Source organism: Pseudomonas cremoris, assembly GCF_014230465.1.
Genome location: NZ_JAAXCY010000004.1, coordinates 592008 through 616339 on the forward strand (window position 1 = coordinate 592008; position 24332 = coordinate 616339).

Consider the following 24332-nt stretch of genomic DNA (forward strand, 5'->3'; position numbering starts at 1 on the left):
GCTCCGGCCGGTGGCCTGAGCCGGCCGGGGAGACCGATTTCAGTAATTCTCGAGAGTGGCAGTGGCCAAACCGGGAAAGTCTGTAATCAGGCTATCTACGCCGAAGTCGGCGAGCCTGCGCATCAGCGCAGGTTCGTTGACGGTCCACACGGACACGTGCAGGCCCTGGCGCTGGGCTTTTTCCAGACGCTCAGGGGTGCACAACGTCCAGTTCAACGCCAGAATCTCACAGCCATAGTTTTGCGCGACCTTCAGTGGGTCGAGCCAGGCGTATTCGGCCACCAGCCCGCGTGACAGGTCGGGAGTGAGTTCAACCGCCGCCTTCAGCACTTCCCGCGAACTCGACGTCACGGTGACCTTGTCCATCAGGCCGTGGCGTACGGCCATTTCTCGAATTGCGAGCACGGTGGTCGCAGCGCGGGTGCGCGAAGCGCTTTTGACTTCCAATTGCCAGTGATCGAAATCGCACTGTTCGAACAATTCTTCCAAGCGTGGGATCGGGCAGGGCTTGACCCAGCCCGGGCCGCCTTTGCGCGCGTCCATCTTCACCAAGTCTGCTGCCGAATACTCGACGACCTTGCCGCGTCGGTCGGTGGTGCGCTTGAGGGTTGGGTCGTGAATGACCATCAACTCACCGTCCATGGACAGGTGCAAATCCAGTTCGCAGCGGCGTACGCCGTGCTTGAGGCATTCCTGAAAGCTGGTGAGGGTGTTTTCCGGTGCTTCGCCTTTGGCACCGCGGTGGCCGTAGATCAGGGTCACAGTTGCTCCTATGCGCCAGCTTGTCTGGCGGGGTGAATACGTATTCAGGTGTCTTGGGCGTCGCTTTGTTCCCGCGCCAGGCGGCGTTCCTGGGCTTGTTTCTGCAGGATGTAGCGCGCGAGCAGTTGGCGCTGGGCGTCGGTCATGGATTCGAATTCCGTGCCCACGTCAAAACCACCGCCCTTGGGGTCGCAATGGGTGACCCGCGCGCGCAGCAACAGGCCGAGCGCCTGGGGCATCAGCACCAGCTTGATGGCCAGGTGCGCGCCGGGGGCGAGGGGCGTGGGGTGCTGGAAGTCGATGCCGCCTTCGGAAATGATCACCGGCTGCGGGGCGCCGACCTCATCGCGCAAGCTTTGCGCCATGACCTGGCTGAGCAGATCCAGGCGTTTGTTCTGGACTTTGAGGAAGGCGGCCAGGCTGCGATCTTTCTCGCTGATCTGGCGCAACAGGTGCTGGGCTTCGAATTCGCTCAGGTGCAATTCGCTGAGCAGATTGAACAGTGGAGAATCATCCAGCAACACTTCCTTGCTCGCCACTTCGGGGGCGGAGAGGCTTTTGATTTGAAGTGCGATCATGTCGTCGATACGGTAGTATTCGCGGCGTTCTTCTTCATCTAATGTCGACATGGCGAACCCCAGCTAGCGGTAATGGTCAGAGTGTAAAGCTGCTTACCAGACCCCGCCACCGGGACGTCTTCTTTTCCTCCGAACAAGCCCCGACATGTTCAGACCTCTCTTCGTATTTATCGGCACGCGTTATACCCGTGCAAAGCGTCGCAATCATTTTGTGTCGTTCATTTCCTTGACCTCGATGATCGGGCTCGCCTTGGGCGTAGTCGTGATGATCGTGGTGCTGTCGGTGATGAACGGCTTCGATCATGAGATGCGTACCCGCGTGCTGGGCATGGTGCCCCACGCGACCATTGAAGGCGATTCGCCGATTAGTGACTGGCAAAGCCTGGCCGACAAGGTCAAGCAGAACCCCAAGGTGGTGGCCGTTGCGCCGTTCACCCAGATGCAGGGGTTGCTGACCAATGACGGCAAGGTGCAGAAGATCCTGCTCAATGCCATCGACCCGGCCCAGGAGCGCAAAGTCTCGATCATCGACAAGTTCATGTTGTCGGGCAAACTCGATGACCTGGCGCCTGGCGAGTTCGGCATCGTGATCGGTGACAAGGCGGCGGCCAAGCTCGGTGTGGGCCTGGGCGACAAGCTGACCTTCGTCGCCCCGGAAGTCACCGTGACCCCGGCCGGCATGTTCCCGCGTATGAAGCGCTTCACCGTGGTCGGTACCTTCCACGTGGGCGCTGGCGAGATCGATGGCTACCTGGGCCTGACCAACCTCACCGACCTGGCGCGCCTGCATCGCTGGCAGCCAGACCAGGTGCAGGGCCTGCGCCTCAAGTTCAGCGATCTGTTCGACGCCCCGCGCACATCCTGGGAAATCGCCCAGCACCTGGGCGACAGCCAGTACTACGCCCGCGACTGGACCCGAACCCACGGCAACCTGTACCAGGCCATCCGCATGGAAAAAGCCATGATCGGCTTGCTGTTGCTGCTGATCGTTGCCGTGGCCGCCTTCAATATCATCTCCACGCTGGTGATGGTGGTGAACGACAAGAAGGGCGATATCGCGATTTTGCGCACCCTTGGCGCCACGCCGGGGCAGATCATGGCGATCTTCATGGTGCAGGGTACCGTGATCGGCGTGGTCGGTACCTTGATTGGCACCGCCGTGGGCATTCTGGCCGCGTTGAACGTCAGCGCCGCCATCGCCGGCCTCGAAACCCTGATCGGCCACAAGTTTCTCAACGCTGACGTCTACTTCATCGACTACTTGCCGTCCCAGGTGCAGGCCCAGGATGTGTTGATGGTGGGCGGTGCTGCGTTGGTCCTGAGTTTCCTTGCCACCCTGTATCCAGCCTGGCGCGCGGCACGTACCCAGCCAGCACAGGCCTTACGTTATGAGTGAATCGGGCATGAGTGAAAAAGCAATCTTGAGCTGCCGCGACCTGGGCAAATCCTACGAGGAAGGCCCGGAGTCGGTGGTGGTGCTGTCGAACCTGCAGTTGGAACTGCATCCTGGTGAGCGCGTGGCGATTGTCGGCAGCTCCGGTTCGGGCAAAAGTACCTTGCTGAACCTGTTGGGCGGGCTCGATACGCCGTCCAAGGGCAGCGTGTGGCTGGCGGGTGAAGAACTGTCGGCCCTCGGTGAAAAGGCCCGTGGCCAACTGCGCAACCGTTCACTCGGCTTTGTGTACCAGTTCCACCACTTGCTGCCGGAATTCACGGCCCTGGAAAACGTGTGCATGCCGCTGCTGATCGGCAAGACCGCCATCCCGGAAGCCCGCCAGCGTGCCAAGGCGCTGCTGGAGCGCGTCGGCCTGGGCCATCGTCTGGAGCACAAGCCGGCTGAATTGTCCGGCGGCGAGCGCCAGCGCGTGGCCATCGCCCGCGCCCTGGTCAACAACCCAGGCCTGGTGATGCTCGACGAGCCTACTGGCAACCTGGACTCCCACACCGCCCAGGGCATCAAGGACTTGATGCTGGAACTGAGCACCCAGATGCGCACCGCGTTCCTGGTGGTGACCCATGACATGAGCATGGCCCGCCAGATGGACCGCGTGTTGCACCTGCAGGAAGGTCATCTGGTCGCCATCTGACCTGTTTCAAGCCCGGTGTCTGACACCGGGTTTTCTATTTTTCCAACGGTGCCCGCGAATGTTCAGACCGTTATCGATTTTCATCGGCACGCGCTATACCCGCGCCAAGCGCCGCAACCGTTTTGTTTCGTTTATCTCGATGACCTCGATGATCGGCCTCGCCCTGGGCGTATTGGCGATGATCGTGGTGTTGTCGGTGATGAACGGCTTCCAGCGTGAAATGAGCTCGCGCATCCTCGGCATGGTGCCTCATGCCACCATCGTTGGCGTGAACCCGATTGATGATTGGCAGCCAGTGGCCGCCGCCGCGATGAAGAACCCGCAAGTGACCGCTGCGGTGCCGTTCACGCAGATGGACGGCATGTTCTCCTACAAGGGCGCGATGCAGCCTATCGAGATCAGCGGCGTCGACCCGGCCCAGGAAGGCAAGGTGTCCATCGTGGCCCAGCATATCGTGCAGGGTAAGCTCGAAGACCTGAAGCCCGGCGAGTTTGGCGTGGTAGTGGGTGAAATCACTGCGCGACGCTTTCGCCTGAATGTCGGCGACAAGCTGACCCTGATCGTGCCGGAAATCAGCAGCGCACCCGGCGGAATCACGCCGCGCATGCAGCGTTTGAATGTAGTCGGCATCTTCAAGGTCGGCGCCGAGCTGGATGGCTCCATGGCCCTGATCAACATGGCCGACGCCGCAGAGATCCAGCACTGGCAGCCAAACCAGGTGCAAAGCGTGCGCCTGGCGGTGAAAGACCTGTACGCGGCACCCAAGGTGTCGGCGGACATCGCCGCCAGCCTGGGTGCGGCCTACAAGGCGGACGACTGGACCCACACCCAAGGCAGCCTGTTCAGCGCGATGAAGATGGAAAAGACCATGATCGGCCTGCTGTTGCTGATGATTGTCGCCGTCGCCGCGTTCAACATCATTGCCACGCTGATCATGGTGGTGAACGACAAGGGCGCGGACATTGCGATCCTGCGCACCATCGGCGCCACGCCACGGCAGATCATGGCGATCTTCATGGTGCAGGGCACGGTGATCGGTATTGTCGGCACCTTGATCGGTGGCGTACTGGGCGTGATTGCGGCACTGAACGTGAGTGAACTGGTGGGCTGGATGGAGCGGGTGACCGGGCAGCACATATTCAGTTCGGATGTGTATTTCGTCAGCAACTTGCCTTCGGAGCTGCAGGGTGGGGATGTGGTGCTGATTTGCACGGCAGGGTTTGTGCTGAGCTTTTTGGCGACGCTGTATCCGGCGTATCGGGCGGCGAAGATTGAGCCGGCGCATGCGCTGAGGTATTCGTAGTATTCAAGACCGCTTTCGCGAGCAAGCCCGCTCCCACATTTTGACTGCATTCCAAAGGATGTACTCGGTCGAATGTGGGAGCGGGCTTGCTCGCGAAGAGGTCGGCACGGATTGCATTAATCTATCTTGGGCAACTCAATCACAAACCGTGTCCACCCAGCCCCGGACTCACAAAAAATCCGTCCCCCATGCGCCCGCACAATCGACTGGGTAATCGCCAGCCCCAATCCTGCATGCTCACTGCTACCCTCATGGCGCGCCGGGTCTGCGCGGTAGAACCGATCAAACAACCTCGGCAGCAACGCCGCTGGAATGCCTTCTCCGGTGTTCTCGACGCAAAGTCTCACCCCATCCTCGATGCGTACACGCACCTCGCCACCCTGAGGGGTAAACCGCAGCGCGTTATCCAGCAAGTTTGACAGGGCCCGGCGCAACATCCCGCGATCGCCCGTCGTACGGGCAGTGCCTTCGCGGATCAGATTGACGTGTGCGTCCTCCGCCAGCAGCGTGAAGAACTCCAGCAACGCGTCGACTTCATCCTCGAGCACCAACGTTTCGCGCTTGGGCACCAACAAGCCGTGGTCGGCCTTGGCCAAATACAACATGTCGTTGACCAATTGGGCCATCCATTGCAGCTCTTCCAGGTTGCTGTGCAACGCCTCGCGATAATCCTCCAGCGGTCGGGGCTGCGTGAGGATGACCTGGGTCTGGGTCAGCAGGTTCGATAACGGGGTGCGCAGTTCGTGGGCGATGTCGGCAGAGAACGCTGAGAGGCGCTGGAACGCATCGTCCAGGCGACCGAGCATGGCGTTGAAGGCTTGGGCCAGTTCCGCCAGTTCCACTGGCATGTGCTGCTGGGGCAGGCGTTGAGTCAGGGAGTGCGCCGACACGCCTGCGGCCACTTCACCCATGCGCCGCAATGGCCGCAGCCCACTGCGCGCTGCCCAGGCGCCGAGCAGCGCCGTGGCCAGGGCCGATAGGCCGACGGTGAGCCAGATGAGGTGCTGCATGCGTTGCAGGAAGTGTTGGTGGTGGGTGATGTCGAGCATCAGGCTCAGTTGCGGGGAGTTCGGCTGGCCCGGCATCAGCGGCACGTTGTAGATGCGGTAGTCGGTACCTGCCTTGTGCAGGCGATGCAGTCCGGGCGACGCGGGCAGCGTGACGCCCGGTGCGTCGTCAAACCAGAGCTGGTCGGCAGCGCTGATGCGCAGGGCGAGATCGGGTTGGCGGCTGAGTTCGGCGCGCAGCTGCGCTTCCTTCTGGCTGAATTGCTGCGGCGTGTCGACGCCCAGCAGTGTGCTGCGCAGGGCCACCAATTTGCTGTCGAGCAACTGCTGATCCAGTTCGATAAAGTGCGCTTCGCTGGCATGGTTGAACAACACGCCGGCCAGCAGCGACACCACGGCGGTACACGCCGCAAACAGCAGCGCCAGGCGGCTGGCCAGGGAGAGGCGCTTGATCAATTGAAGCGTTCCTCCAGCACGTAACCCATACCGCGCACGGTGTGGATCAGCTTGTTGGGGAAGTTGTCGTCGACTTTCAGTCGCAGCCGGCGAATCGCCACTTCGATGATGTTGGTGTCGCTGTCGAAATTCATGTCCCAGACCTGGGAGGCGATCAGCGACTTGGGCAGCACTTCACCTTGGCGACGCAGCAACAATTCCAGCAGGGAGAACTCCTTGGCGGTGAGGTCGATGCGTTGGCCGTCCCGTTCGACGCGGCGGCGAATCAGGTCCAGGCGCAGATCGGCCAGCTGCAGGGCGGTTTCCTGGGGCGTGCTGCCGCCTCGACGCAACAGGCTGCGTACACGGGCGAGCAGTTCGGAGAAAGCGAAGGGTTTGACCAAGTAGTCGTCGGCGCCTAGTTCCAGGCCGTGCACGCGGTCTTCTACTGCGTCACGGGCGGTGAGGAATAACACTGGGGTCTCTTGCCCGGCGCTGCGCACCGCCTGCAGGATTTGCCAGCCATCGCGGCCAGGTAGCATCACGTCGAGAATCAGCAGGTCGTAGTCGCCGGTCAAGGCGAGGTGCTGGCCGGTGGTGCCATCGGCTACCAGTTCGGTGGTAAAACCAGCCTCGGCCAAGCCTTGGCGCAGGTAGTGGCCGGTTTTTGGTTGGTCTTCGACGATCAGCAGTTTCATGGGCGGCTCTTGGTAACGGTGCGCGACGGGCTTTATACCGTGGGTTACAGGGTAAGGGCGCAACCTGACAAAGTTGTAATCTAGCAGTCAGCTGGCTGGCAGCGGCGCAATCTTAGAGTGCCTCTCAAGCGAGTCACACACTTTTGGAGAGATAGCGATGGCGTTGCGTACACCCCTGTTGTTGGCGGGTTGCCTGTTGGTGTTGAGTGTTGATGCAATGGCGGATGCGGCCCATACCTATGCGTTTGGCCATGCAGCAGCGGCGACGGAGGCGACGCGCACCGTGGAAGTGACACTGCAGGATATTTCCTTTTCGCCCAAGTCTCTGGATGTAAAAGCCGGTGAGACGGTGCGCTTCGTGCTCGTCAACAAGGGCCAGTTGCTCCACGAATTTAACCTGGGCGATGCGGCGATGCATGCCGAACACCAGAAGGAAATGTTGCAGATGCAAGCCAGCGGCATGCTCACTGCCACCGGAATGGGCAAGATGGACCACGCTGCAATGGGCCATGGCGCGATGAAGCATGATGATCCCAACAGCGTGTTGGTCGAGCCCGGTAAAACCGCCGAACTGACCTGGACCTTCACTAAGGCCACGGGCCTTGAATTTGCCTGCAACCTTCCAGGGCATTACCAGGCGGGCATGGTCGGCAAGCTCAACGTCGATTGATCCGGTGTTGCTTAGGCGCGGGCGCAAAGGCTGGTAGACTGGCGCGGTTTATTTAGCCAGGTTTCCGCCATGCATCCCGCAGCCGAACATTCGCCGCTGGGCAAGTCCAGTGAATACATCTCCACTTACACACCTTCGTTGCTGTTCCCGATTCCGCGTACCGCCAAGTGGGCCGAGCTGGGCCTGAGCGCCGAGACCTTGCCCTACAAAGGCGTGGATTTCTGGAACTGCTTCGAACTGTCCTGGCTGCTGCCCTCGGGCAAGCCGGTGGTGGCCATCGGTGAATTCAGCATCCCGGCGGACTCGCCGAACATCATCGAGTCCAAGTCCTTCAAGCTGTACCTCAATTCGCTGAACCAAACCGCGTTTGTCGATACGGCAAGCCTGGAAGCGACCCTGCGCACCGACCTGAGCGCCGCTGCCGGCAAGCCTGTGCTCGTGCGCATTCGCCAACTGGCCGAAATCGAGGCCGAAGGGGTGATGGCGTTGCCCGGCGTGTGCATCGATGACCTGGATATCAATGTCAGCAGCTATGAGCACCCGCGTCCGGAACTGCTGCGCTGCGATGATTCGCGCATTGTCGAGGAGAGCGTGCACAGCCATCTGCTCAAATCCAACTGCCCGGTCACCAGCCAGCCCGATTGGGGCAGTGTGGTGGTGGAGTACCGTGGATCAGCGCTGGATCACGCTAGCCTGTTGGAATATATCGTGAGCTTTCGCCAGCATTCGGACTTCCATGAGCAGTGTGTTGAGCGAATCTTTCTCGACCTGCAGCGCTTGCTCAAGCCTGAGAAATTGACGGTGTATGCGCGGTATGTGCGCCGTGGCGGGTTGGATATCAACCCGTACCGCAGCACCGAAGATGTGGCGTTCCAGAACGTGCGTCTGGCACGGCAGTAAAATTGAAAAGCCCCGCGATTGTGGGGCTTTTTGCTGTCAGATCCCAATATTGCCCAAGGTGATCATGATGTTGCGCAATGTCCCGGAAATCACCGGGTGCTCAGCGTCGAACTCTATGGCGGCTTGGTTCACATCGTCGGAAATACTGGGCGTCTGGGTGGCCGGTTCCAATTCAAGTTGCACTTCGAATTTGGCAATCAGCTCTTCGAGGGCTTCACGTTTTTCTTCCGACAGCGGGGGATCCTGTTCCAATTGCCCGCGCAGGATCTCGACCTGTTCTTCCAGTTTTTTGCGATCAGGCATGACGTGTTTCCTTTTATCGATAGTCACTGGCATAGACCGCGGCACGCCGTGAAAGGTCTACGGGCTGGCCTGTAGATTAATCCACCTGCGCCAACTGTGCATGATCTCGATCAGGGCTTCTCGCCTTTGAGCTGGCGCAGGCTGATATCCGCCAGGCAGGTGCCGAGCTCGCCAAGGTGGTCGATCACTGAGTGCACGCCCAGCCCATACAGCGCTACGGTGGCTTTGCCACGCTTGTACTCGCGCTCTTGCTCGCTCAATGCCTGCCATTGTTCGGGCGCCATGCCGCACAGCGAGCCGCAGGACGCCAGGCCAATGGTCCACAACCCGGCATTGAGCGCAGATTGCAGCAAGCGCGGCTCACCGCTGACCAAGACACAGCCTTCCAGGCGCTCGATGTTCAGCTCCATCAAGGCCTGCCAGCACGCGTGTGGTGCGGGCCAGCGAATCGAGGAGGGTGACGATGCCTTGAGCCAGTCGGGTAACTCAGCGGCGAGTGGGGTGGTGACCGAGGGGGGGAGCTCATCCAGCCAGGCGCAGGGAACCCCTTGCTCCTTGAGGCTGCGCAGGATTTTCAGGGCGCCGGGGGTTGCCAGGGAATTGGGGGAGGGTGAATCAGTGCGCGCCCGGGAACCAAAATCTACCAGGCAACCACTCAGGCCAAACAGAACAGCGGTCAGGGCAGGCGCGCTGGCGGTGGCAATCTCGGCGTGGGGCATATCGACATCCCTGAAATAGCTGTGACGCTATCGGGACAGGATGACAAGCCGATGACATCGGCGTTATTTGTAGGGAAATTGTGCATTTTCTGCATGACGTTTCCCGGTTGCTGCCTAAATCCATACTTCCGTCATATACTGACGGCCTTATTCAGGGCATAGCGCCCATGACAGATCAATCAAGGAGCAAAAGCTATGCGCTGGAGCCACTACTTCGCTCAGCTATCCGTGTGTGCCACTGTCCTGCTGGCCCCGTTCGCCGTCCAGGCTGCATCGGAAGATGATCCATGGGAAAGCGTCAACCGCCCGATCTTCACCTTCAACGACACCGTTGATACCTATGCGCTCAAGCCATTGGCCCAGGGTTATCAGTTTGTCACTCCACAATTCGTGCAAACGGGTATCCACAACTTCTTCCGCAACATCGGCGACGTCGGCAACTTTGCCAATGACGTGTTGCAACTCAAGCCTCACGCAGCCGGCGTTGACACCGCTCGCCTGCTGTTGAACACCACCTTTGGCGTGCTGGGCTTTATTGATGTCGGCACCAAAATGGGGCTGCATCGCAACGATGAAGACTTCGGCCAGACGCTTGGTTACTGGGGCGTCGGCAGCGGTCCTTACGTGATGCTGCCACTGCTGGGCCCAAGCACCTTGCGTGATGCGCCGTCCAAATACGTGGACAGCTACACCCAGCCGTACCGCTACATGAACGATATCGGGTGGCGCAACAGCACCTTCGGCCTGAACATCGTCGATACCCGTGCCAGCCTGCTCGACAGCGAGAAGCTGATCACCGGCGACAAGTACACCTTCATTCGTAACGCCTACCTGCAGAACCGTGAGTTCAAGGTCAAGGACGGCAAGGTTGTCGACGACTTCTAAGTTGTGATGTTTTGAAATGAAAAAAGGCGACCCAGGGGTCGCCTTTTTTGTGCGCGAATTTCAGTGCATTTTCAGGATCTTGAGGCCCAGGTGCTGGTCTTCTCCGGCGGTTTTTGTCCATACCACTTCGGTGTCGGCTTCCAGGCCTTTCAGGGCTGCGTGCTCTGAGTCGATGCGCACCTTCAGTCGGTCGCCGACCTTGAACTGGCGGGGTGCCTGCACTTGCATGCCGGAGCTGGAAAGGTCCACGCAAACGGCGGCAATCTCCTGCCCTGCGTGGATCAAAGATACATCGGCATCTACACGCATACGGATGAAATCGCGTTTTTCGGCGTAGTCGCGCGCGTGTTCGCTCATGGGCTCCATCCTTACTTTGTGTTGTGGTCGTGCGTGTTCTTATAACTCCCGGTGATTTGCGATGTAAAGACGCTCGGCGACCATCGGCATGAGCTTGAAACCCCTGACGGATGGGAGTACCGTCTGCGCCTTAGAAGGGCACCTCTGCTTTACAGTTGTGCGTGGGCCAAAAGCCCGTGCTTTGTAGGACAGAGAGGCTAGAAAGCGAATCCAGTACGTGAGCCCGGCCATTGTCGAGCCACCTACGCCAACCTAATTCTGGCGCCGTTTGCCCACATGCAAAAAACCAGTGCCACGCTGCTGATAATCGATGACGACGAAGTAGTGCGCGCGAGTCTCGCGGCCTATTTGGAAGACAGTGGCTTCAGCGTCCTGCAGGCCAGCAACGGCCAACAGGGTCTCCAGGTGTTCGAGCGCGACAAGCCCGACCTCGTGATCTGCGATCTGCGCATGCCCCAGATGGGCGGCCTGGAGCTGATTCGCCAGGTGACCGAGCTTGCTCCGCAGACGCCGGTGATTGTCGTGTCCGGTGCCGGGGTGATGAACGATGCCGTCGAGGCCCTGCGCCTGGGCGCTGCGGATTACCTGATCAAACCCCTGGAAGACCTGGCGGTACTGGAGCACTCGGTGCGCCGTGCCCTGGATCGTGCACGTCTGCTGCTGGAAAACCAGCGCTACCGCGAAAAGCTTGAAACCGCCAACCGTGAGCTTGAAGCCAGCCTGAATCTGCTCCAGGAAGACCAGAACGCCGGTCGCCAGGTGCAGATGAACATGCTGCCGGTCAGCCCATGGACCATCGACGAGTTCCAGTTTGCGCACCAGATCATCCCGTCACTGTATTTGTCGGGTGATTTTGTCGACTACTTCCGTGTCGATGAGCGGCGTGTTGCGTTTTACCTGGCCGATGTTTCCGGCCATGGCGCGTCTTCTGCTTTTGTTACGGTGTTGTTGAAGTTCATGACGACACGGCTGTTGTTCGAATCCAAGCGCAATGGCACCTTGCCGGAGTTCACCCCTTCCGAGGTGCTTGGCCACATCAACCGAGGCCTGATCAGCTGCAAGCTGGGCAAGCACGTGACGATGGTCGGCGGCGTTATTGATGAAGAAACCGGTCTTTTGACCTACAGCATCGGCGGTCACCTGCCGATGCCGGTTTTATACACTCCAGACAGTGTGCGTTACCTGGAAGGCCGTGGTCTGCCCGTAGGCTTGTTTAATGAAGCGACCTACGAGGACCACATCCTGGAACTGCCGCCGACATTTAGCCTTACGCTGATGTCTGATGGCATCCTGGACCTCCTTCCAGAGCCTACACTCAAGGAGAAAGAAGCCGCCTTGCCCCAAAAGGTCAAGTCGGCAGGCGGCAGCCTGGATGGCCTGCGGCAAGTGTTTGGATTGGCCACGCTGGGGGAGATGCCGGATGATATCGCCCTATTGGTGTTGAGCAGGAATCTTTGATGAGTACCGGAAGAATCCAATTCGCCGAGCAAGACGGGACCTTCGTCCTGAAGTTTGTCGGTGAAGTGCGCCTGACCTTGTGTTCGGCGCTGGATGCGACGATTGAGCGGATCTTCACTGCGTTGAATTTCTCGGCGATCGTGATTGATCTGACCGAAACCCGCAGCATCGATAGCACCACCCTTGGGCTGTTGGCCAAGCTGTCCATTCTGTCTCGGCAGAAGGTCGGCCTGTTGCCTACGGTCGTCACCACCCACGAAGACATCACCCGTCTGTTGCAGTCCATGGGTTTCGATCAGGTGTTCAACATCGTTGACCGCCCAATCCCTTGCCCGGAATGCCTGACCGACCTGCCGTCCCAGGACCAGTCCGAGGAAGTCGTGCGGATCAAGGTGCTGGAAGCGCACAAGATCCTGATGGGGTTGAACGAGTCCAATCGGGAAGCATTCCACGACCTCGTCAACGCCTTGGAGCGCCACTGATATCCAGCTGAAAATATGATCAAAATGTGGGAACGGGCTTGCTCGCGAATGCGCTCCCCCAACACCGCATTTCCAGCTGACATAAAAAAGGGCGGCACCCTCACAGGTGCCGCCCTTTTTGTCTTCGCCTGCCTTACAGCTTGGCAGTCAACAGCGCTTCCAGCTTCTCCTGGTCCCGAGCAAACTGGCGGATGCCTTCTGCCAGCTTCTCAGTCGCCATCGCATCCTCGTTGGACTCCCAACGGAACTGCGCTTCACTCAAATGTACCCGCGCTTCACCGGCATGACCCGGCGACAGCTTACGTTCCAGCTTACCGTTATCAGCGGCCAGTTTCTCTAGCAGGTCAGGGCTGATGGTCAGGCGATCGCAACCGGCCAGCTCTTCGATCTGGCTCAAGTTACGGAAGCTTGCGCCCATGACTACGGTCTTGTAGCCATTGGCCTTGTAGTAGTTGTAGATGCGTGTCACCGACTGCACGCCTGGATCATCAGCGCCGGTGTAGTCGTTGCCATTGGCTTTCTTGTACCAGTCGTAAATACGGCCCACAAACGGCGAAATCAGGAACACGCCCGCCTCTGCACAAGCTACGGCCTGGGCAAAGGAGAACAGCAGGGTCAGGTTGGTCTGGATGCCTTCTTTTTCCAGCTTCTCTGCAGCGCGGATGCCTTCCCAGGTGGACGCGATCTTGATCAGTACACGGTCACGACCAATACCGGCCTTTTCGTACAAGTCGATCAAGCGGTGCGCACGTTTGAGCACGGCATCAGTGTCGAACGACAGGCGGGCATCCACTTCGGTGGAAATGCGCCCCGGAACCACTTTCAGAATCTCTTGGCCCACCGCCACCGCGAAGCGGTCGCTGGCCAGGCCCACGTCACCGTTGCAGTCCTTCACGCACTCGTCCAGCAGCTTGGCATAAGCAGGGATCGAGGCGGCCTTGAGCAGGAGGGAAGGGTTGGTGGTGGCGTCTTGCGGTTTGACCCGGGCGATAGCTTCAAAATCGCCGGTATCGGCTACGACAGTGGTGATTTGCTTGAGTTGTTCCAGCTTGGAAGTCATGGGCGTGCTCTGTCCTATGGGTCTGTTGACATTACCCGAGCGCTGACAGGCGCTCAAGGCGCAAATGCGTTCGATCGTTTGCGAGGGCAACAACCTGAAAACGGCCGTTTGAAACATTGGCCTTGGTGCTAAATAGGAGGGCAAAACGGCCGGCAGGTTCAACCGAATCCCATAAGACCGGATTCAAACCCGCAGGCACCGCCCGTGTGCTCAACGTCCTTCCAGCAACGCCCCAGCCTGATCCAGCAACGCCAACGGATCACTCGCCTTGTGAATGTCCACCGACAACAACTGCCTGAACTTGCGCGCCCCCGGAAAGCCCGTCCCCAGCCCGAGAATATGCCGGGTGATATGGTGCATCGAGCCACCGGTCGCCAAATGCTCGGCAATGTAAGGCCGCAGCTGCGTCAACGCCTCCGCCCGACTGATCACCGGCGCGTCACTACCAAACAACCGCTGATCCACTTCCGCCAGCAAGTACGGATTGTGATAAGCCTCGCGACCCAGCATCACCCCATCAAACGTCTGCAAATGCTCTTGGCATGCTTCCAGCGTCTTGATCCCGCCGTTAAGCACAATCTCCAAATCAGGAAAGTCCCGCTTCAACTGAGCCGCCACGTCATACCGCAACGGCGGAATGTCGCGGTTTTCCTTGGGCGACAACCCTTCCAGAATGGCAATTCGCGCATGCACCGTAAAACTGGTGCACCCCGCCTCTTTTACTGTGCCGACGAAATCACACAACTCGGCATAACTGTCCCGCCCATTAATTCCGATGCGGTGCTTCACCGTCACGGGAGTCGACACCGCATCTCGCATTGCCTTCACGCAATCTGCTACCAGCGCAGGGTGCGCCATCAGAATCGCGCCGATCATATTGTTCTGCACCCGATCGCTGGGGCAGCCGACGTTCAGGTTCACTTCGTCGTAACCGGCAGCCTCGGCCATGCGGGCGCAGGCGGCCAAGTCGGCGGGGACACTGCCGCCCAACTGCAGCGCGAGAGGGTGCTCTGCTTCGTTGTGGCGCAGGAAGCGCTCGTGGTCGCCGTGCAGGATCGCACCGGTGGTGACCATCTCGGTGTAAAGCAGGGCGTGTTTGGAGAGTAGGCGTAGGAAGAACCGGCAGTGGCGGTCGGTCCAATCCATCATCGGCGCGACGGAAAAGCGGCGGGAAAGCGGTTGCGGTGGAACGGTCGTCAGGGGCATTGGGCAATCTGAGTGGGTAGGGCAGAGTGCGCGAGTTTATCAGGAATCCAGAGGCAGGATTCCGGGCCTACCTCTTCTCAGCGCTTGTGTGATTGCCTGGGCTCACCCTGTAACAACCGTCCCTTTATGAAAAATCTCGCGTCGTGCCCGGCGACTTATATTCTCATGTTTGCTTAGCGCGTAAATCTCATCAAAACGGCGGCGATCAATGCCGTCATATTTACCGAGCTCTTCAAAAACCAACCGATCGTAATCGTGCTCGATCACGAACCGGAAAATTTCCCGACGGTAATAAAAGCCGAATTGAAACGCTAGGACTTCAGTGAGGTGGTCCGTGGGGGTGAGGAAGCAGTTTTCCAGATCGATTGCCTTGGCTCGTGTGGGTTGCTGCGGATCGATCATTACGTTGTTGGCCCAGAAATCCATGTGGACGATGTCTTTGCTGTGTAAAGCATGCAGCAGATTAAAGGACACGTGAATTAGGTTCTGAATGTTGCGTTCGCGCTTGAGCCATGTGAGCCCATTAAGGTGGCCGTCGAGCATTTCGGTGAATATGAAGAATTCCTGGATCAGGCCGAGAGCTGATTTCCTGTAGCCGAAACCATACAGGCCGGCGACGGGGGCGCCGCGTTTTTGTGCGCCTAGAGTATTGATGACTTCTTCTACTGGCCAGTCGAACGCTCCGTCACGCTTTGCGCGCCCGAACGTCACTCTAAGCTTTGGTCTGAGGCTGTCAAGGGGCTGGGATTTGGCGAACAGGTCGTTCTCCATCCCTTTGAGGGGAGCACTGACGCGGTCTCGCAATTGAAGGCGGGCGTCGATCAAATCCTCAATTGCTTGCTGAGCGCTGGAGTCGGTGCGGTTAGCGGTGAAGATCGTCGCGTTGCGGTGGTTGAGGGTTGCAGGAAAGCTCTGGAGCACGGTGTTGTCAGGAAAGCTCAAAACACATCCTTGTTGTTCGTGAAATATGACAGATATGTTACAGGCTGCACCTATTGGATCCAACCTGAACATCACCTGTCTAAACATTAAATTTAAGTCATAAAGGTAGCTTTAAGGGTTTTCCATAATTGACTGTGCTTTGTTTTTGTGAGTTTTTTTACCGTGTGGTTGACGGTCAGCACTGAAATTCTGCTGAGTTTCATGGCGCAAGTGGGCGGGATTTTTGTTCTTCGGGAGGGAAAAATTGGCGTGAAAAAATAATTGCGTGGTGCAATAATGGCATTGCGCCATTATTTCAAACTTTAAGTGCTAACAATGAAAACAACACTTTATGCGAAATTTTTTATCGTTTTAGTTACGCTTTCGCTGGTCTACGCCATTTATAGGTTGACCAGCGAGTTGGTATGAATGGTCTTAAGCGGGATTTGAGCTTTTGTATTGGCGGAGCAGGACGCGGCCAACCACGAATATGCACCCAAGTACTAACCCTAAAAAGGCGCCAAGTGCGGCAGATTTTTTACTGTTTTTGCTGTTGCCGATTTTAACTTCGTCAAGCGTGTTGAAGGCTCTCAGGCTATTTTCAGGAGCTAAAGCTGGCAGGTTAAGCGCAATGGCTTCGTTATTCGCAGTGTCCATTGCTGTCTTGAGTTGAGACTTGGCTTGCTCTGCGGAGGGTGCGGTGGCTGACGCTACGTAGAGAACGGCCTCATTTCTACCTGTCTTAGGACCGCTTTCTTTTAATGAAATGGATTGCGATGCCATGACGCCCATGGAGGTGTAGAAAAGATCATTCTGTATTGAGCTATACAGCTGCAGTTCTACTTGCGGTGGTGAAGTTCCGGCTGCCAGCTCTTTTTTATTCACTTCGTTATATAAATTATAAAGTGATGATTTTGTGATGTAAGTGCTGGCCGTCCATTCCTCTGCCGACGTCATATAGAGGGACAGTGAAATGACAGCGCCTGCGACTGTTGTTGCCAGGATAATTATCTTATTGGTCCAGAGGGCTTGGATCAGCGGGACCAGATCTATCTCATCACTAGGACGGTTATTTGAATTCGTTGAAATGCTCACGAAAAATTCCTTTCTAAACGTGCCCGAATTGTAGAGAAAAAAACACATCGAGACACTTTTTATTCCCGTGTGGAATAGATGCGAATATTTCTTGTTTGAAGATGCGTCATTTAGTGCGATCACTACCCTCCGCACCCTGAACCGTAGCTGTCGCTCATTGAGGTTTCATGAATGCCAGCGTCTCACCGGCATACGATCACCCAAACGATATAAACGTTCACGCCTCAGCCTTCAGGGACTTGAAAAATGCGCTCGAACCTTATCAAAGCCATGATCATTGCCGGCGCAGCGTTGGTTATTAGCGCATGTTCAGGCATGAGCACCAGCACGTGCCTCTCCGAAGGTTGCCAATCCCTCGATGGCCACGGATCTGGCAACGCGACCAGAGTAAACTTCGGAGGAAGCGGGATTGGTAATAGTTTCAACCAGTACAGTTCCGACTTGCTGCACGATTGAGATCGAAGTGGGCAGATTTACCTGCCCACTTAGCTTTTATCTACCTAATCAATGCCCGCCCGGCATGCGCCGTGCTATCAGGTAAACGCCTAGTCCGACCAGTGCCGTGGCCGCTCCGATATAGCCGGTACTGGTCCATCCCAGTCCCGCGCTAATCGCCATCCCGCCAAACCACGGGCCCAGTGCGTTGGCGAGGTTGAACGCCGCATGATTGGACGCAGCTGCTAGGCTAGGCGCCTCGTGCGCGATGTCCATCAGGCGGATCTGCAGCGGTGCGGCCATTGACACCATGGTGCCCACCAGGCCGATTCCCAGAAGTACGCTCCACAACGACCCGGCGGCAAACGGGAAGAGCACCAGCACGGCCATCGACCACACCAGGATCAAGCCCACCGCACGGAACTGCATGCGATCAAACAGCTTGCCGCCGGCGATGTTGCCGATGATGCCACCCACGCCAAACGCCGCCAGCCCAAACGGAATCCACTGCGGCGACACTTTGGTCACTTCGAGCATGGTCGGGGCGAGGTAGCTGAACACGCAGAACATGCCGGCAAAGCCAATAGCACCGATAGAGAGTGCCATCCACACCTGGGGTTTGGTGAAGGCGCGCAGTTCCTTGCGCGGGTCGCTGCGTTGTTCGTCGTGGCGGTGGGGAACGAATTGCCAGACCAAGGCGATGGTGCACAGGGCGATCACGCTGACCAATGCGAACGCCGAGCGCCAGCCCAAGTGTTGGCCGAGGAAGGTGGCAATGGGGTTGCCGAGCAGCATGGCCAGGGTCAGGCCCATCATTACGCGTGCGACAGCGCCAGCACGTTTGTCAGTGGGCACCATGCTGGAAGCGACCACGGCAGCGATGCCGAAATAGGCACCGTGTGGCAGGCCGCTGATAAAGCGGAAGGCCACCAGCGAGCCGAAGGTCGGGGTAAACGCCGTGGCCAAGTTGCCCAAGGCGTACAGGCCCATCAGCAACAGCAGCATGTGTTTACGTAGTAATTTGGCGCCGAGAATCGCCAGCAGTGGGGCGCCGACCATGACGCCCAGCGCGTAGGCGCTGATGGCATGGCCGACTTGGGGTTCGCTTAAGCCCAAGTTCTGCGCGATGTCGGGCATCAAGCCCATGATGGAAAATTCGCCGGTACCGATCGCGAAGGCGCCCACGGCCATGGCAGCTTCCATTTTGGCGGCGCTGCGCGCGGGCAGTACGTGCCCGGGTGTTTGCTGGATAGTCATGGGTAACTCTGTGTGGATGGGGGGTACGAAGAAGAGCCGTCGATGCTACGCAAGCGGCGGCGAAGGTGTCTAGAACAGCCGTTGGCGTGAGAGTTCCAGGCCTGTGACCTCAGGTCGCGGCTGCCACGCTTGACACCGGCGCGTTAAAAGCTGCGATTTAGAGCTGTCAATTGGCCAAACGGCGCATAAACGCCGTTTGCCGTGATATTCTGCGCGCCGTCTTGGTCTAGTCTCTTTCTGGTGCGTACATCCGTATGCGTCCCAGCGATTGGCTGTCGCCCAGGTAGCTGAAGCCAATAATGATAAAAAGTCAGCGCAGAAGGGACATAAAAGTGAGGTCGATACATCGACCTTGTGTGCCCACCCTGCGGCCCTCAAGTGAATGTGCAAACCCCGCGGTGCGTTGCCTGGCGCAGCGTAATGGTGGCTTGCTCATGATCCGGGGTGGTAGGGCGGATGGCGTTTTATCATAGGTGCTACTGATGTTTAAAAAAGTAAACACTGCCTTGCTAGGGCTGGCTTTGTCGCTGGGGATCAGCTCCGTTCACGCGCAAGAGGCAAAGAAAGTCGATGTGCTGCTGATCGGCGGCGGCATCATGAGTGCAACCCTGGGTGTATGGCTCAATGAGCTGCAGCCGGACTGGTCGATGGAGATGGTCGAGCGCCTTGATGGCGTGGCCGAAGAAAGCTCCAACGGCTGGAACAACGCCGGTACCGGTCACTCGGCCCTGGCTGAGCTGAACTACACCCCGGAAGACAAGAACGGCAACGTTGAGATCCCGAAAGCGGTCGAGATCAACGAAGCGTTCCAGATCTCCCGTCAGTTCTGGTCCTGGCAGGTCCAGCAGGGCGTGCTGAAGAACCCGCGTTCGTTCATCAACTCCACGCCGCACATGAGCTTTGTGTGGGGCGATGACAACATCAAGTTCCTGAAGAAGCGCTACGAAGCCCTGCAAGCGAGCCCGCTGTTTGCTGGCATGCAGTACTCCGAAGACCCGGCGCAGATCGCCAAGTGGGTTCCGCTGATGATGGAAGGGCGTGACCCGAACCAGAAAATCGCGGCCACCTGGACCCCGATCGGCACCGACGTGAACTTCGGCGAGATCACCCGCCAGTTCGTTGCTCACCTGCAAACCACGCCGAAGTTTGACCTGAAACTGTCGAGCGAAGTGCAGGACATCACCCGCAACGCCGACGGTTCGTGGCGTGTGAGCTACAAAAACCTGAAAGACGGCACCAAGACTGAAACCGACGCCAAGTTCGTGTTCATCGGCGCCGGCGGCGGTGCACTGCACTTGCTGCAAAAGTCGGGTATTCCTGAAGCCAAGGACTACGCGGCCTTCCCGGTTGGTGGTTCGTTCCTGGTTACCGATAACCCAGCTATCGCCGAGCAGCACCTGGCCAAGGCCTACGGTAAGGCTTCGGTTGGCGCACCGCCGATGTCGGTTCCGCACCTGGACACCCGCGTACTGGATGGCAAGCGCGTAATTCTGTTTGGCCCATTCGCCACCTTCTCGACCAAGTTCCTGAAAGAAGGCTCGTACCTGGACCTGCTGACCAGTACTACCACCCACAACATCTGGCCGATGACCCGTGTTGGTGTGCGTGAGTACCCACTGGTCGAGTACCTTGCTGGCCAACTGATGCTGTCGGATGACGACCGCTACAACGCCCTGAAAGAGTACTTCCCGAACGCCAAGAAAGAAGACTGGCGCCTGTGGCAAGCCGGTCAGCGCGTGCAGATCATCAAGCGTGACCCAGAGTTGGGCGGCGTCCTGAAACTCGGTACCGAAGTGGTCAGCTCTGCCGACAACTCCATCGCAGGCCTGCTGGGTGCATCGCCAGGCGCGTCCACCGCGGCTCCGATCATGCTGACCGTGCTGCAGAAAGTGTTCAAGGACAAGGTTGCGACCCCTGAGTGGCAGGCCAAGCTGCACCAGATCGTACCGAGCTACGGCACCAAGCTGAACGACAGCCCGGAAGCGGTTGCCAAGGAGTGGGCCTACACCGCCGGCGTCCTGCAACTGACTCCACCGCCTGCAATTCCGCAACTGGCTGCTCCAAAAGCCACCGAGGCTGCCAAGCCTGCGGCTGAGCCGAGCAAGCCTGCGTCTGACCTGGCGCTGTAAGCCAAGTCGAGATGCAACAAAGCCCGCTGAACCGGTAACGGTCAGCGGGCTTTTTATTGGGCGTTGGTTGGCGATGGCGTGCCCTGGCTTATCGAGCAGCCGGATTACCTACGCCTTTGCTGCTGCGTTTCGGTCGCAACGGGTTCAGCAATCCGACAGACACGACCTGTTAAAAATATCCCAGAGCCAAGCAGGAGCGAGGCTGTAGCAAGGGGGCATTTTTTACCGGTGTATGTGTTGGGCGATCACGCCCGAGGAATGTGTATGTTGCTACGTTATGCGGCATTGGCGGCGGTCGTCGTCGCGGCGTCCGGGTGTGTGCAAGAGCGTGTTGTGCATGAGCGTGGGCCGGTGCAACGGGAGTATGTTGAAGTCGTTGCTCCGCAACCGCCACCGGTCCAAGTGATCGAAGTCGAGCCCGCACCCCGTTACGGTTATATCTGGTCGCGCGGCTACTGGCGTTGGGAAGGTGGGCGATACGTCGCGGTACACGGTCACTGGGAGCAGGTGCGCGAAGGTTATCGTTACGTGCATCCGCACTGGGTACAACGCAATGACGGCTACCACTGGCAGGTGGGGGGCTGGATACGTTGATCCCGGCTAGATCGAAGCGGCCACTGTGTGTGGCGTGGGTTAATCGGAACAGGTAAAAAGATTGCCCGACTTACCCCATCGACACGCCTGTAGACGACCGTAAAGAGAGACAGTCCATGACCGACCGCCACCTCATCATCCCTGCCGCCATGCACCCTATTGTCGAGCGCGCCGGTTACGTCCCGGCAGTAAAGGTCGGCAACACCCTTTACTGCGCCGGGCAGGTCGGTCGCACACCAGAACTGGCTGTGATCGACGACCCAGAGGCGCAATTCGTCGCCGCCTGGGAGAACCTGCGAGTGGTGTTGGAGGAGGGCGGATGCAGCTTCGACGATGTGGTGGACATGACCACTTACCACGTCAACATGAGCCAGCACATGGCGGTTTTTCGTGAAGTGAAAAACCGCCTGTTTCCACGCGGGCATTGCGCCTGGACGACGATTGGCGTGTCAGAACTGGCGCATCCCGGTTTGTTGGTGGAAATCAAATGTGTGGCCGTACAGCGCTGAGTTATTGAACCACGCGATAACACGGCACATACGCCGCGCCACCTGGCAATTTCATGCGGTGCTGCGCCACGAAGGCCTGCAGCAACTCGTCCAGCGGTTTCATGATGGCCGGGTCGCCGTGGATCTCGTAAGGGCCATTTTGCTCGATCAGACGGATACCCTTGTCCTTCACGTTGCCTGCCACAATGCCTGAGAACGCGCGGCGCAGGTTGGCGGCCAACTCATGCGGTGGCAGCGAGTGGCTCAGTTGCAGCGCGGCCATATTGGCGTGCGTTGGGTCGAACGGGCGCTGGAAACCCTCATCGATCTTCAGCAGCCAGTTGAAGTGGAAGGCGTCATTACGTTCGCGACGAAATTGCTTCACTGCCTTGAGCCCGGCGGTCATCTGGCGAGCCACTTCGGCCGGGTCGTCGATGATGATCTGGTAGTGCGCCTGTGCGGCCTCGCCCAGCGTTGCGCCGACAAACGCGTGCAATTGCTGCAGGTAGGGCGCTGCGTGTTTTGGCCCCGTGAGGATGACCGGGAACGGCAGGTCACGGTTGTCCGGGTGCATCAGGATACCCAGCAGGTACAGGAACTCTTCAGCCGTGCCGGCGCCGCCCGGGAAGATGATGATGCCGTGGCCGACACGCACGAACGCTTCCAGGCGTTTTTCGATGTCCGGCAGGATCACCAGTTCGTTGACGATCGGGTTCGGCGCCTCGGCTGCGATGATGCCCGGCTCGGTCAGGCCCAGGTAGCGCCCGCCGGTGATGCGTTGCTTGGCGTGGGAAATAGTCGCGCCTTTCATCGGGCCTTTCATTACACCAGGGCCGCAACCGGTGCACACATCGAGGCTGCGCAGGCCCAGTTCGTGGCCGACTTTCTTGGTGTATTTGTATTCTTCGGTATTGATCGAGTGCCCGCCCCAGCACACCACGATTTTCGGCTCGACACCGGGGCGCAGGGTGCGGGCGTTGCGCAGCAAGTGGAACACGTAGTCGGTGATGCCTTGGGAATTGCTCAGGTCGATGCGCTGACTGTCCAACTCGTTCTCGGTGTAGACGATATCGCGCAGGGCGCTGAACAGCATTTCACGGGTGCTGGCGATCATTTCGCCATCGACGAAAGCGTCGGCCGGAGCGTTCAACAGTTCGAGGCGTACGCCACGATCCTGCTGGTGGATACGCACCTCAAAGTCTTTATAGGCGTCGAGAATGGTCTTGGCGTTGTCGATATGCGCGCCGGTGTTGAGGATGGCCAGCGCGCACTGACGAAAGAGGGTGTAGATGCTGCCGGTACCGGCTTCGCTCAGTTGCTGGACTTCACGTTGGGACAGGGTTTCGAGGCTGCCCTTGGGGCTGACGGAGGCATTGATGACTTGACGTTGGGGCATTCTGATTCCTTGAAGGCGCAGCCACCGCGCCCTTGATGGCGCCGCGATGGCTTGAGAAGGGTGGGCGCCGAATTCGGTCGCACGGGACGGTTTTTTACCTCAGGCCCAAGGCCGAGTGCAAACCCCGTCCGGCACCATCATGCCGCAGAACTTACTGAATCAGCTTCCAGTTTTTGTAGAAAACCCGACGCAGGGTAAAGACCATCCCGGCAAAACCCGCAATCACGGCGTTGAGCACCGAAGGCAATGGGGTCGGCCGCACGATATCGATAAACAGGCAGTAACGCTTTGCGTCGTTTTTGTTGAAGGACGCATGCATCAGCGTGTCATCGAAGATAAACAGCGGGTCGTCGTGCCAGTAATGCTTGTGCTTGCCAACCTGGATGTACACGCCGTCGTGATGGGGCGCCGGCGCCATGTTGTAGAGCACGCGGAACATCATGCGCAGGGGGCCGAAGTGAAAGGAGGTCGAGCGGTTTTCGTTAAACACGGACACACCGATGGTTTTCACGAACGGCAGTTTTTCCCGGAGTTTCGGAATGTCGAGGGTGGTTTCGATGGGCCGTCCGTACCATTGGAAAAACAGCATGCCGCGCTTTTTTTCCGCCATGCGCTCGTCCAGGTAGCCGATGATTTCATCCTTGTGGGCCATGGCGTCGTCGATCACCTGTTGCAGGTCTTCACGCCACGCGGCGGGCAAGTCGTTCATCGTGTAAACGTGGCGGTTGCGCGAACTCAGCAGGTCGAACAGCGTGTTGAACGGCGCCAACAGCCAGGTGTTGCGACCACTGCCAATGAAGTATTTCTTGATGGTCGCGCGGTCGTATAGGCCGTTGCGCAAAAAATCGTAGACACCGCACACCAGCACCAGGGCCAGGAACACCAGGGTAGTAACCGGGAAGCAATAAATGATCAGCAACACGCCCAGCACCCAGGCGGCCGAAACCATTCTCTTGCGGATGACACTCGCACTCATGCAGCTCAGCTCCAGCGGGGAAGATGTATAGACTCCAGCCCCCGGCATCGCGATCCGCCAGGCTTTGAAATATATGGAAACAATCTCCTTATAATAGGGCTTTATCCCTCAGTCGGGCGTTTTAAATATTG

General features: G+C 58.5%; 26 protein-coding genes. 12 read left to right on the forward strand and 14 right to left on the reverse strand.

Annotated elements, in window-relative coordinates; all coding sequences use genetic code 11:
* Nucleotides 1–39: 39 nt before the first annotated feature.
* Both HF257_RS12700 and HF257_RS12705 read right to left on the reverse strand, forming a co-directional pair.
* Entirely contained in the window at nucleotides 40–762 is a 723-nt protein-coding gene (locus HF257_RS12700; protein WP_017737347.1) for a glycerophosphodiester phosphodiesterase, read from the reverse strand.
* Between the two features lie 44 nt (nucleotides 763–806).
* Nucleotides 807–1391, reverse strand: coding sequence for a PilZ domain-containing protein (locus HF257_RS12705; RefSeq protein WP_185709367.1), 585 nt, complete (start codon nucleotides 1389–1391; stop codon nucleotides 807–809).
* A 94-nt stretch (nucleotides 1392–1485) separates the two neighbouring features.
* Between HF257_RS12705 and HF257_RS12710 the strand changes: the two genes are divergently transcribed.
* Genes HF257_RS12710 through HF257_RS12720 form a run of 3 tightly spaced genes read left to right on the forward strand, consistent with a single transcriptional unit; the run spans nucleotide 1486 to nucleotide 4730 of the window.
* Nucleotides 1486–2736 carry a lipoprotein-releasing ABC transporter permease subunit gene (locus HF257_RS12710; RefSeq protein ID WP_185709366.1) on the forward strand — a complete coding sequence of 417 codons (1251 nt, stop codon included), beginning with the start codon at nucleotides 1486–1488 and terminating at the stop codon, nucleotides 2734–2736.
* A 7-nt stretch (nucleotides 2737–2743) separates the two neighbouring features.
* Nucleotides 2744–3427 (forward strand): lipoprotein-releasing ABC transporter ATP-binding protein LolD, encoded by a 684-nt coding sequence (gene lolD, locus HF257_RS12715; RefSeq protein ID WP_185709365.1) that lies wholly within the window; start codon nucleotides 2744–2746, stop codon nucleotides 3425–3427.
* Nucleotides 3428–3485: 58 nt separating this feature from the next.
* On the forward strand, nucleotides 3486–4730 hold the full coding sequence (locus tag HF257_RS12720) for a lipoprotein-releasing ABC transporter permease subunit (RefSeq protein WP_185709364.1): 1245 nt from the start codon (nucleotides 3486–3488) through the stop codon (nucleotides 4728–4730).
* Between the two features lie 116 nt (nucleotides 4731–4846).
* Here HF257_RS12720 and HF257_RS12725 read toward each other — a convergent pair whose 3' ends face one another.
* Both HF257_RS12725 and HF257_RS12730 read right to left on the reverse strand, forming a co-directional pair.
* A complete protein-coding gene (locus HF257_RS12725; RefSeq protein WP_185709363.1) occupies nucleotides 4847–6193 on the reverse strand; it encodes a heavy metal sensor histidine kinase in 1347 nt (448 codons plus the stop codon).
* Nucleotides 6190–6870 (reverse strand): heavy metal response regulator transcription factor, encoded by a 681-nt coding sequence (locus tag HF257_RS12730; RefSeq protein ID WP_185709362.1) that lies wholly within the window; start codon nucleotides 6868–6870, stop codon nucleotides 6190–6192. The genes HF257_RS12725 and HF257_RS12730 overlap by 4 nt, the downstream gene beginning before the upstream one ends.
* Before the next feature lie 157 nt (nucleotides 6871–7027).
* Here HF257_RS12730 and copI point away from each other — a divergent pair, with 157 nt between their 5' ends.
* Both copI and queF read left to right on the forward strand, forming a co-directional pair.
* Nucleotides 7028–7540: a copper-resistant cuproprotein CopI gene (gene copI, locus HF257_RS12735; protein ID WP_185709361.1), complete on the forward strand. Its 513-nt coding sequence runs from the start codon at nucleotides 7028–7030 to the stop codon at nucleotides 7538–7540.
* Between the two features lie 69 nt (nucleotides 7541–7609).
* Nucleotides 7610–8440, forward strand: coding sequence for an NADPH-dependent 7-cyano-7-deazaguanine reductase QueF (gene queF, locus HF257_RS12740; RefSeq protein ID WP_185709360.1), 831 nt, complete (start codon nucleotides 7610–7612; stop codon nucleotides 8438–8440).
* Nucleotides 8441–8476: 36 nt separating this feature from the next.
* On the opposite strand, the gene HF257_RS12745 is transcribed toward queF, so the two are convergent.
* Nucleotides 8477–8743: a DUF4404 family protein gene (locus HF257_RS12745; protein WP_185709359.1), complete on the reverse strand. Its 267-nt coding sequence runs from the start codon at nucleotides 8741–8743 to the stop codon at nucleotides 8477–8479.
* A gap of 110 nt (nucleotides 8744–8853) precedes the next feature.
* A complete protein-coding gene (locus tag HF257_RS12750) occupies nucleotides 8854–9462 on the reverse strand; it encodes an HAD family phosphatase (protein WP_185709358.1) in 609 nt (202 codons plus the stop codon).
* Nucleotides 9463–9657: 195 nt separating this feature from the next.
* On the opposite strand from HF257_RS12750, the gene HF257_RS12755 reads away from it, so the two are divergent.
* Entirely contained in the window at nucleotides 9658–10347 is a 690-nt protein-coding gene (locus HF257_RS12755; RefSeq protein ID WP_185709357.1) for an MlaA family lipoprotein, read from the forward strand.
* A 60-nt stretch (nucleotides 10348–10407) separates the two neighbouring features.
* On the opposite strand, the gene HF257_RS12760 is transcribed toward HF257_RS12755, so the two are convergent.
* On the reverse strand, nucleotides 10408–10704 hold the full coding sequence (locus HF257_RS12760; RefSeq protein ID WP_185709356.1) for a PilZ domain-containing protein: 297 nt from the start codon (nucleotides 10702–10704) through the stop codon (nucleotides 10408–10410).
* A 276-nt stretch (nucleotides 10705–10980) separates the two neighbouring features.
* Here HF257_RS12760 and rssB point away from each other — a divergent pair, with 276 nt between their 5' ends.
* A complete protein-coding gene (rssB, locus tag HF257_RS12765) occupies nucleotides 10981–12162 on the forward strand; it encodes a two-component system response regulator RssB (RefSeq protein ID WP_017737359.1) in 1182 nt (393 codons plus the stop codon).
* Nucleotides 12162–12644, forward strand: coding sequence for an anti-sigma factor antagonist RssC (rssC, locus tag HF257_RS12770; protein ID WP_010566476.1), 483 nt, complete (start codon nucleotides 12162–12164; stop codon nucleotides 12642–12644). The genes rssB and rssC overlap by 1 nt, the downstream gene beginning before the upstream one ends.
* Nucleotides 12645–12777: 133 nt before the next feature.
* Here the strand turns inward: rssC and tal are convergent, their stop codons facing one another.
* From tal to HF257_RS12790, 4 genes are all read right to left on the reverse strand, one after another.
* Nucleotides 12778–13704 carry a transaldolase gene (gene tal, locus HF257_RS12775; protein ID WP_185709355.1) on the reverse strand — a complete coding sequence of 309 codons (927 nt, stop codon included), beginning with the start codon at nucleotides 13702–13704 and terminating at the stop codon, nucleotides 12778–12780.
* A 210-nt stretch (nucleotides 13705–13914) separates the two neighbouring features.
* Nucleotides 13915–14910, reverse strand: a complete 996-nt coding sequence (gene dusA, locus HF257_RS12780; protein ID WP_185712083.1) for a tRNA dihydrouridine(20/20a) synthase DusA — start codon at nucleotides 14908–14910, stop codon at nucleotides 13915–13917.
* Between the two features lie 102 nt (nucleotides 14911–15012).
* Nucleotides 15013–15852, reverse strand: a complete 840-nt coding sequence (locus HF257_RS12785) for a lipopolysaccharide kinase InaA family protein (protein ID WP_185708692.1) — start codon at nucleotides 15850–15852, stop codon at nucleotides 15013–15015.
* A 414-nt stretch (nucleotides 15853–16266) separates the two neighbouring features.
* Nucleotides 16267–16926 (reverse strand): Wzz/FepE/Etk N-terminal domain-containing protein, encoded by a 660-nt coding sequence (locus tag HF257_RS12790; RefSeq protein WP_185712084.1) that lies wholly within the window; start codon nucleotides 16924–16926, stop codon nucleotides 16267–16269.
* A 246-nt stretch (nucleotides 16927–17172) separates the two neighbouring features.
* On the opposite strand from HF257_RS12790, the gene HF257_RS33295 reads away from it, so the two are divergent.
* On the forward strand, nucleotides 17173–17382 hold the full coding sequence (locus HF257_RS33295) for a hypothetical protein (RefSeq protein WP_233081476.1): 210 nt from the start codon (nucleotides 17173–17175) through the stop codon (nucleotides 17380–17382).
* A 48-nt stretch (nucleotides 17383–17430) separates the two neighbouring features.
* On the opposite strand, the gene HF257_RS12795 is transcribed toward HF257_RS33295, so the two are convergent.
* Nucleotides 17431–18618, reverse strand: coding sequence for an MFS transporter (locus HF257_RS12795; protein ID WP_185708693.1), 1188 nt, complete (start codon nucleotides 18616–18618; stop codon nucleotides 17431–17433).
* 482 nt (nucleotides 18619–19100) lie between these two features.
* Here HF257_RS12795 and mqo point away from each other — a divergent pair, with 482 nt between their 5' ends.
* From mqo to HF257_RS12810, 3 genes are all read left to right on the forward strand, one after another.
* Nucleotides 19101–20747, forward strand: a complete 1647-nt coding sequence (gene mqo / locus HF257_RS12800) for a malate dehydrogenase (quinone) (RefSeq protein ID WP_185708694.1) — start codon at nucleotides 19101–19103, stop codon at nucleotides 20745–20747.
* Nucleotides 20748–21011: 264 nt separating this feature from the next.
* Nucleotides 21012–21341, forward strand: a complete 330-nt coding sequence (locus tag HF257_RS12805; protein WP_185708695.1) for a YXWGXW repeat-containing protein — start codon at nucleotides 21012–21014, stop codon at nucleotides 21339–21341.
* 116 nt (nucleotides 21342–21457) lie between these two features.
* Nucleotides 21458–21850 (forward strand): RidA family protein, encoded by a 393-nt coding sequence (locus HF257_RS12810; protein ID WP_185708696.1) that lies wholly within the window; start codon nucleotides 21458–21460, stop codon nucleotides 21848–21850.
* Between the two features lies 1 nt (nucleotide 21851).
* Here HF257_RS12810 and ppnN read toward each other — a convergent pair whose 3' ends face one another.
* Nucleotides 21852–23225 carry a nucleotide 5'-monophosphate nucleosidase PpnN gene (ppnN, locus tag HF257_RS12815; protein WP_185708697.1) on the reverse strand — a complete coding sequence of 458 codons (1374 nt, stop codon included), beginning with the start codon at nucleotides 23223–23225 and terminating at the stop codon, nucleotides 21852–21854.
* A 151-nt stretch (nucleotides 23226–23376) separates the two neighbouring features.
* Nucleotides 23377–24201 (reverse strand): aspartyl/asparaginyl beta-hydroxylase domain-containing protein, encoded by an 825-nt coding sequence (locus HF257_RS12820; protein WP_185708698.1) that lies wholly within the window; start codon nucleotides 24199–24201, stop codon nucleotides 23377–23379.
* Nucleotides 24202–24332: the final 131 nt, after the last annotated feature.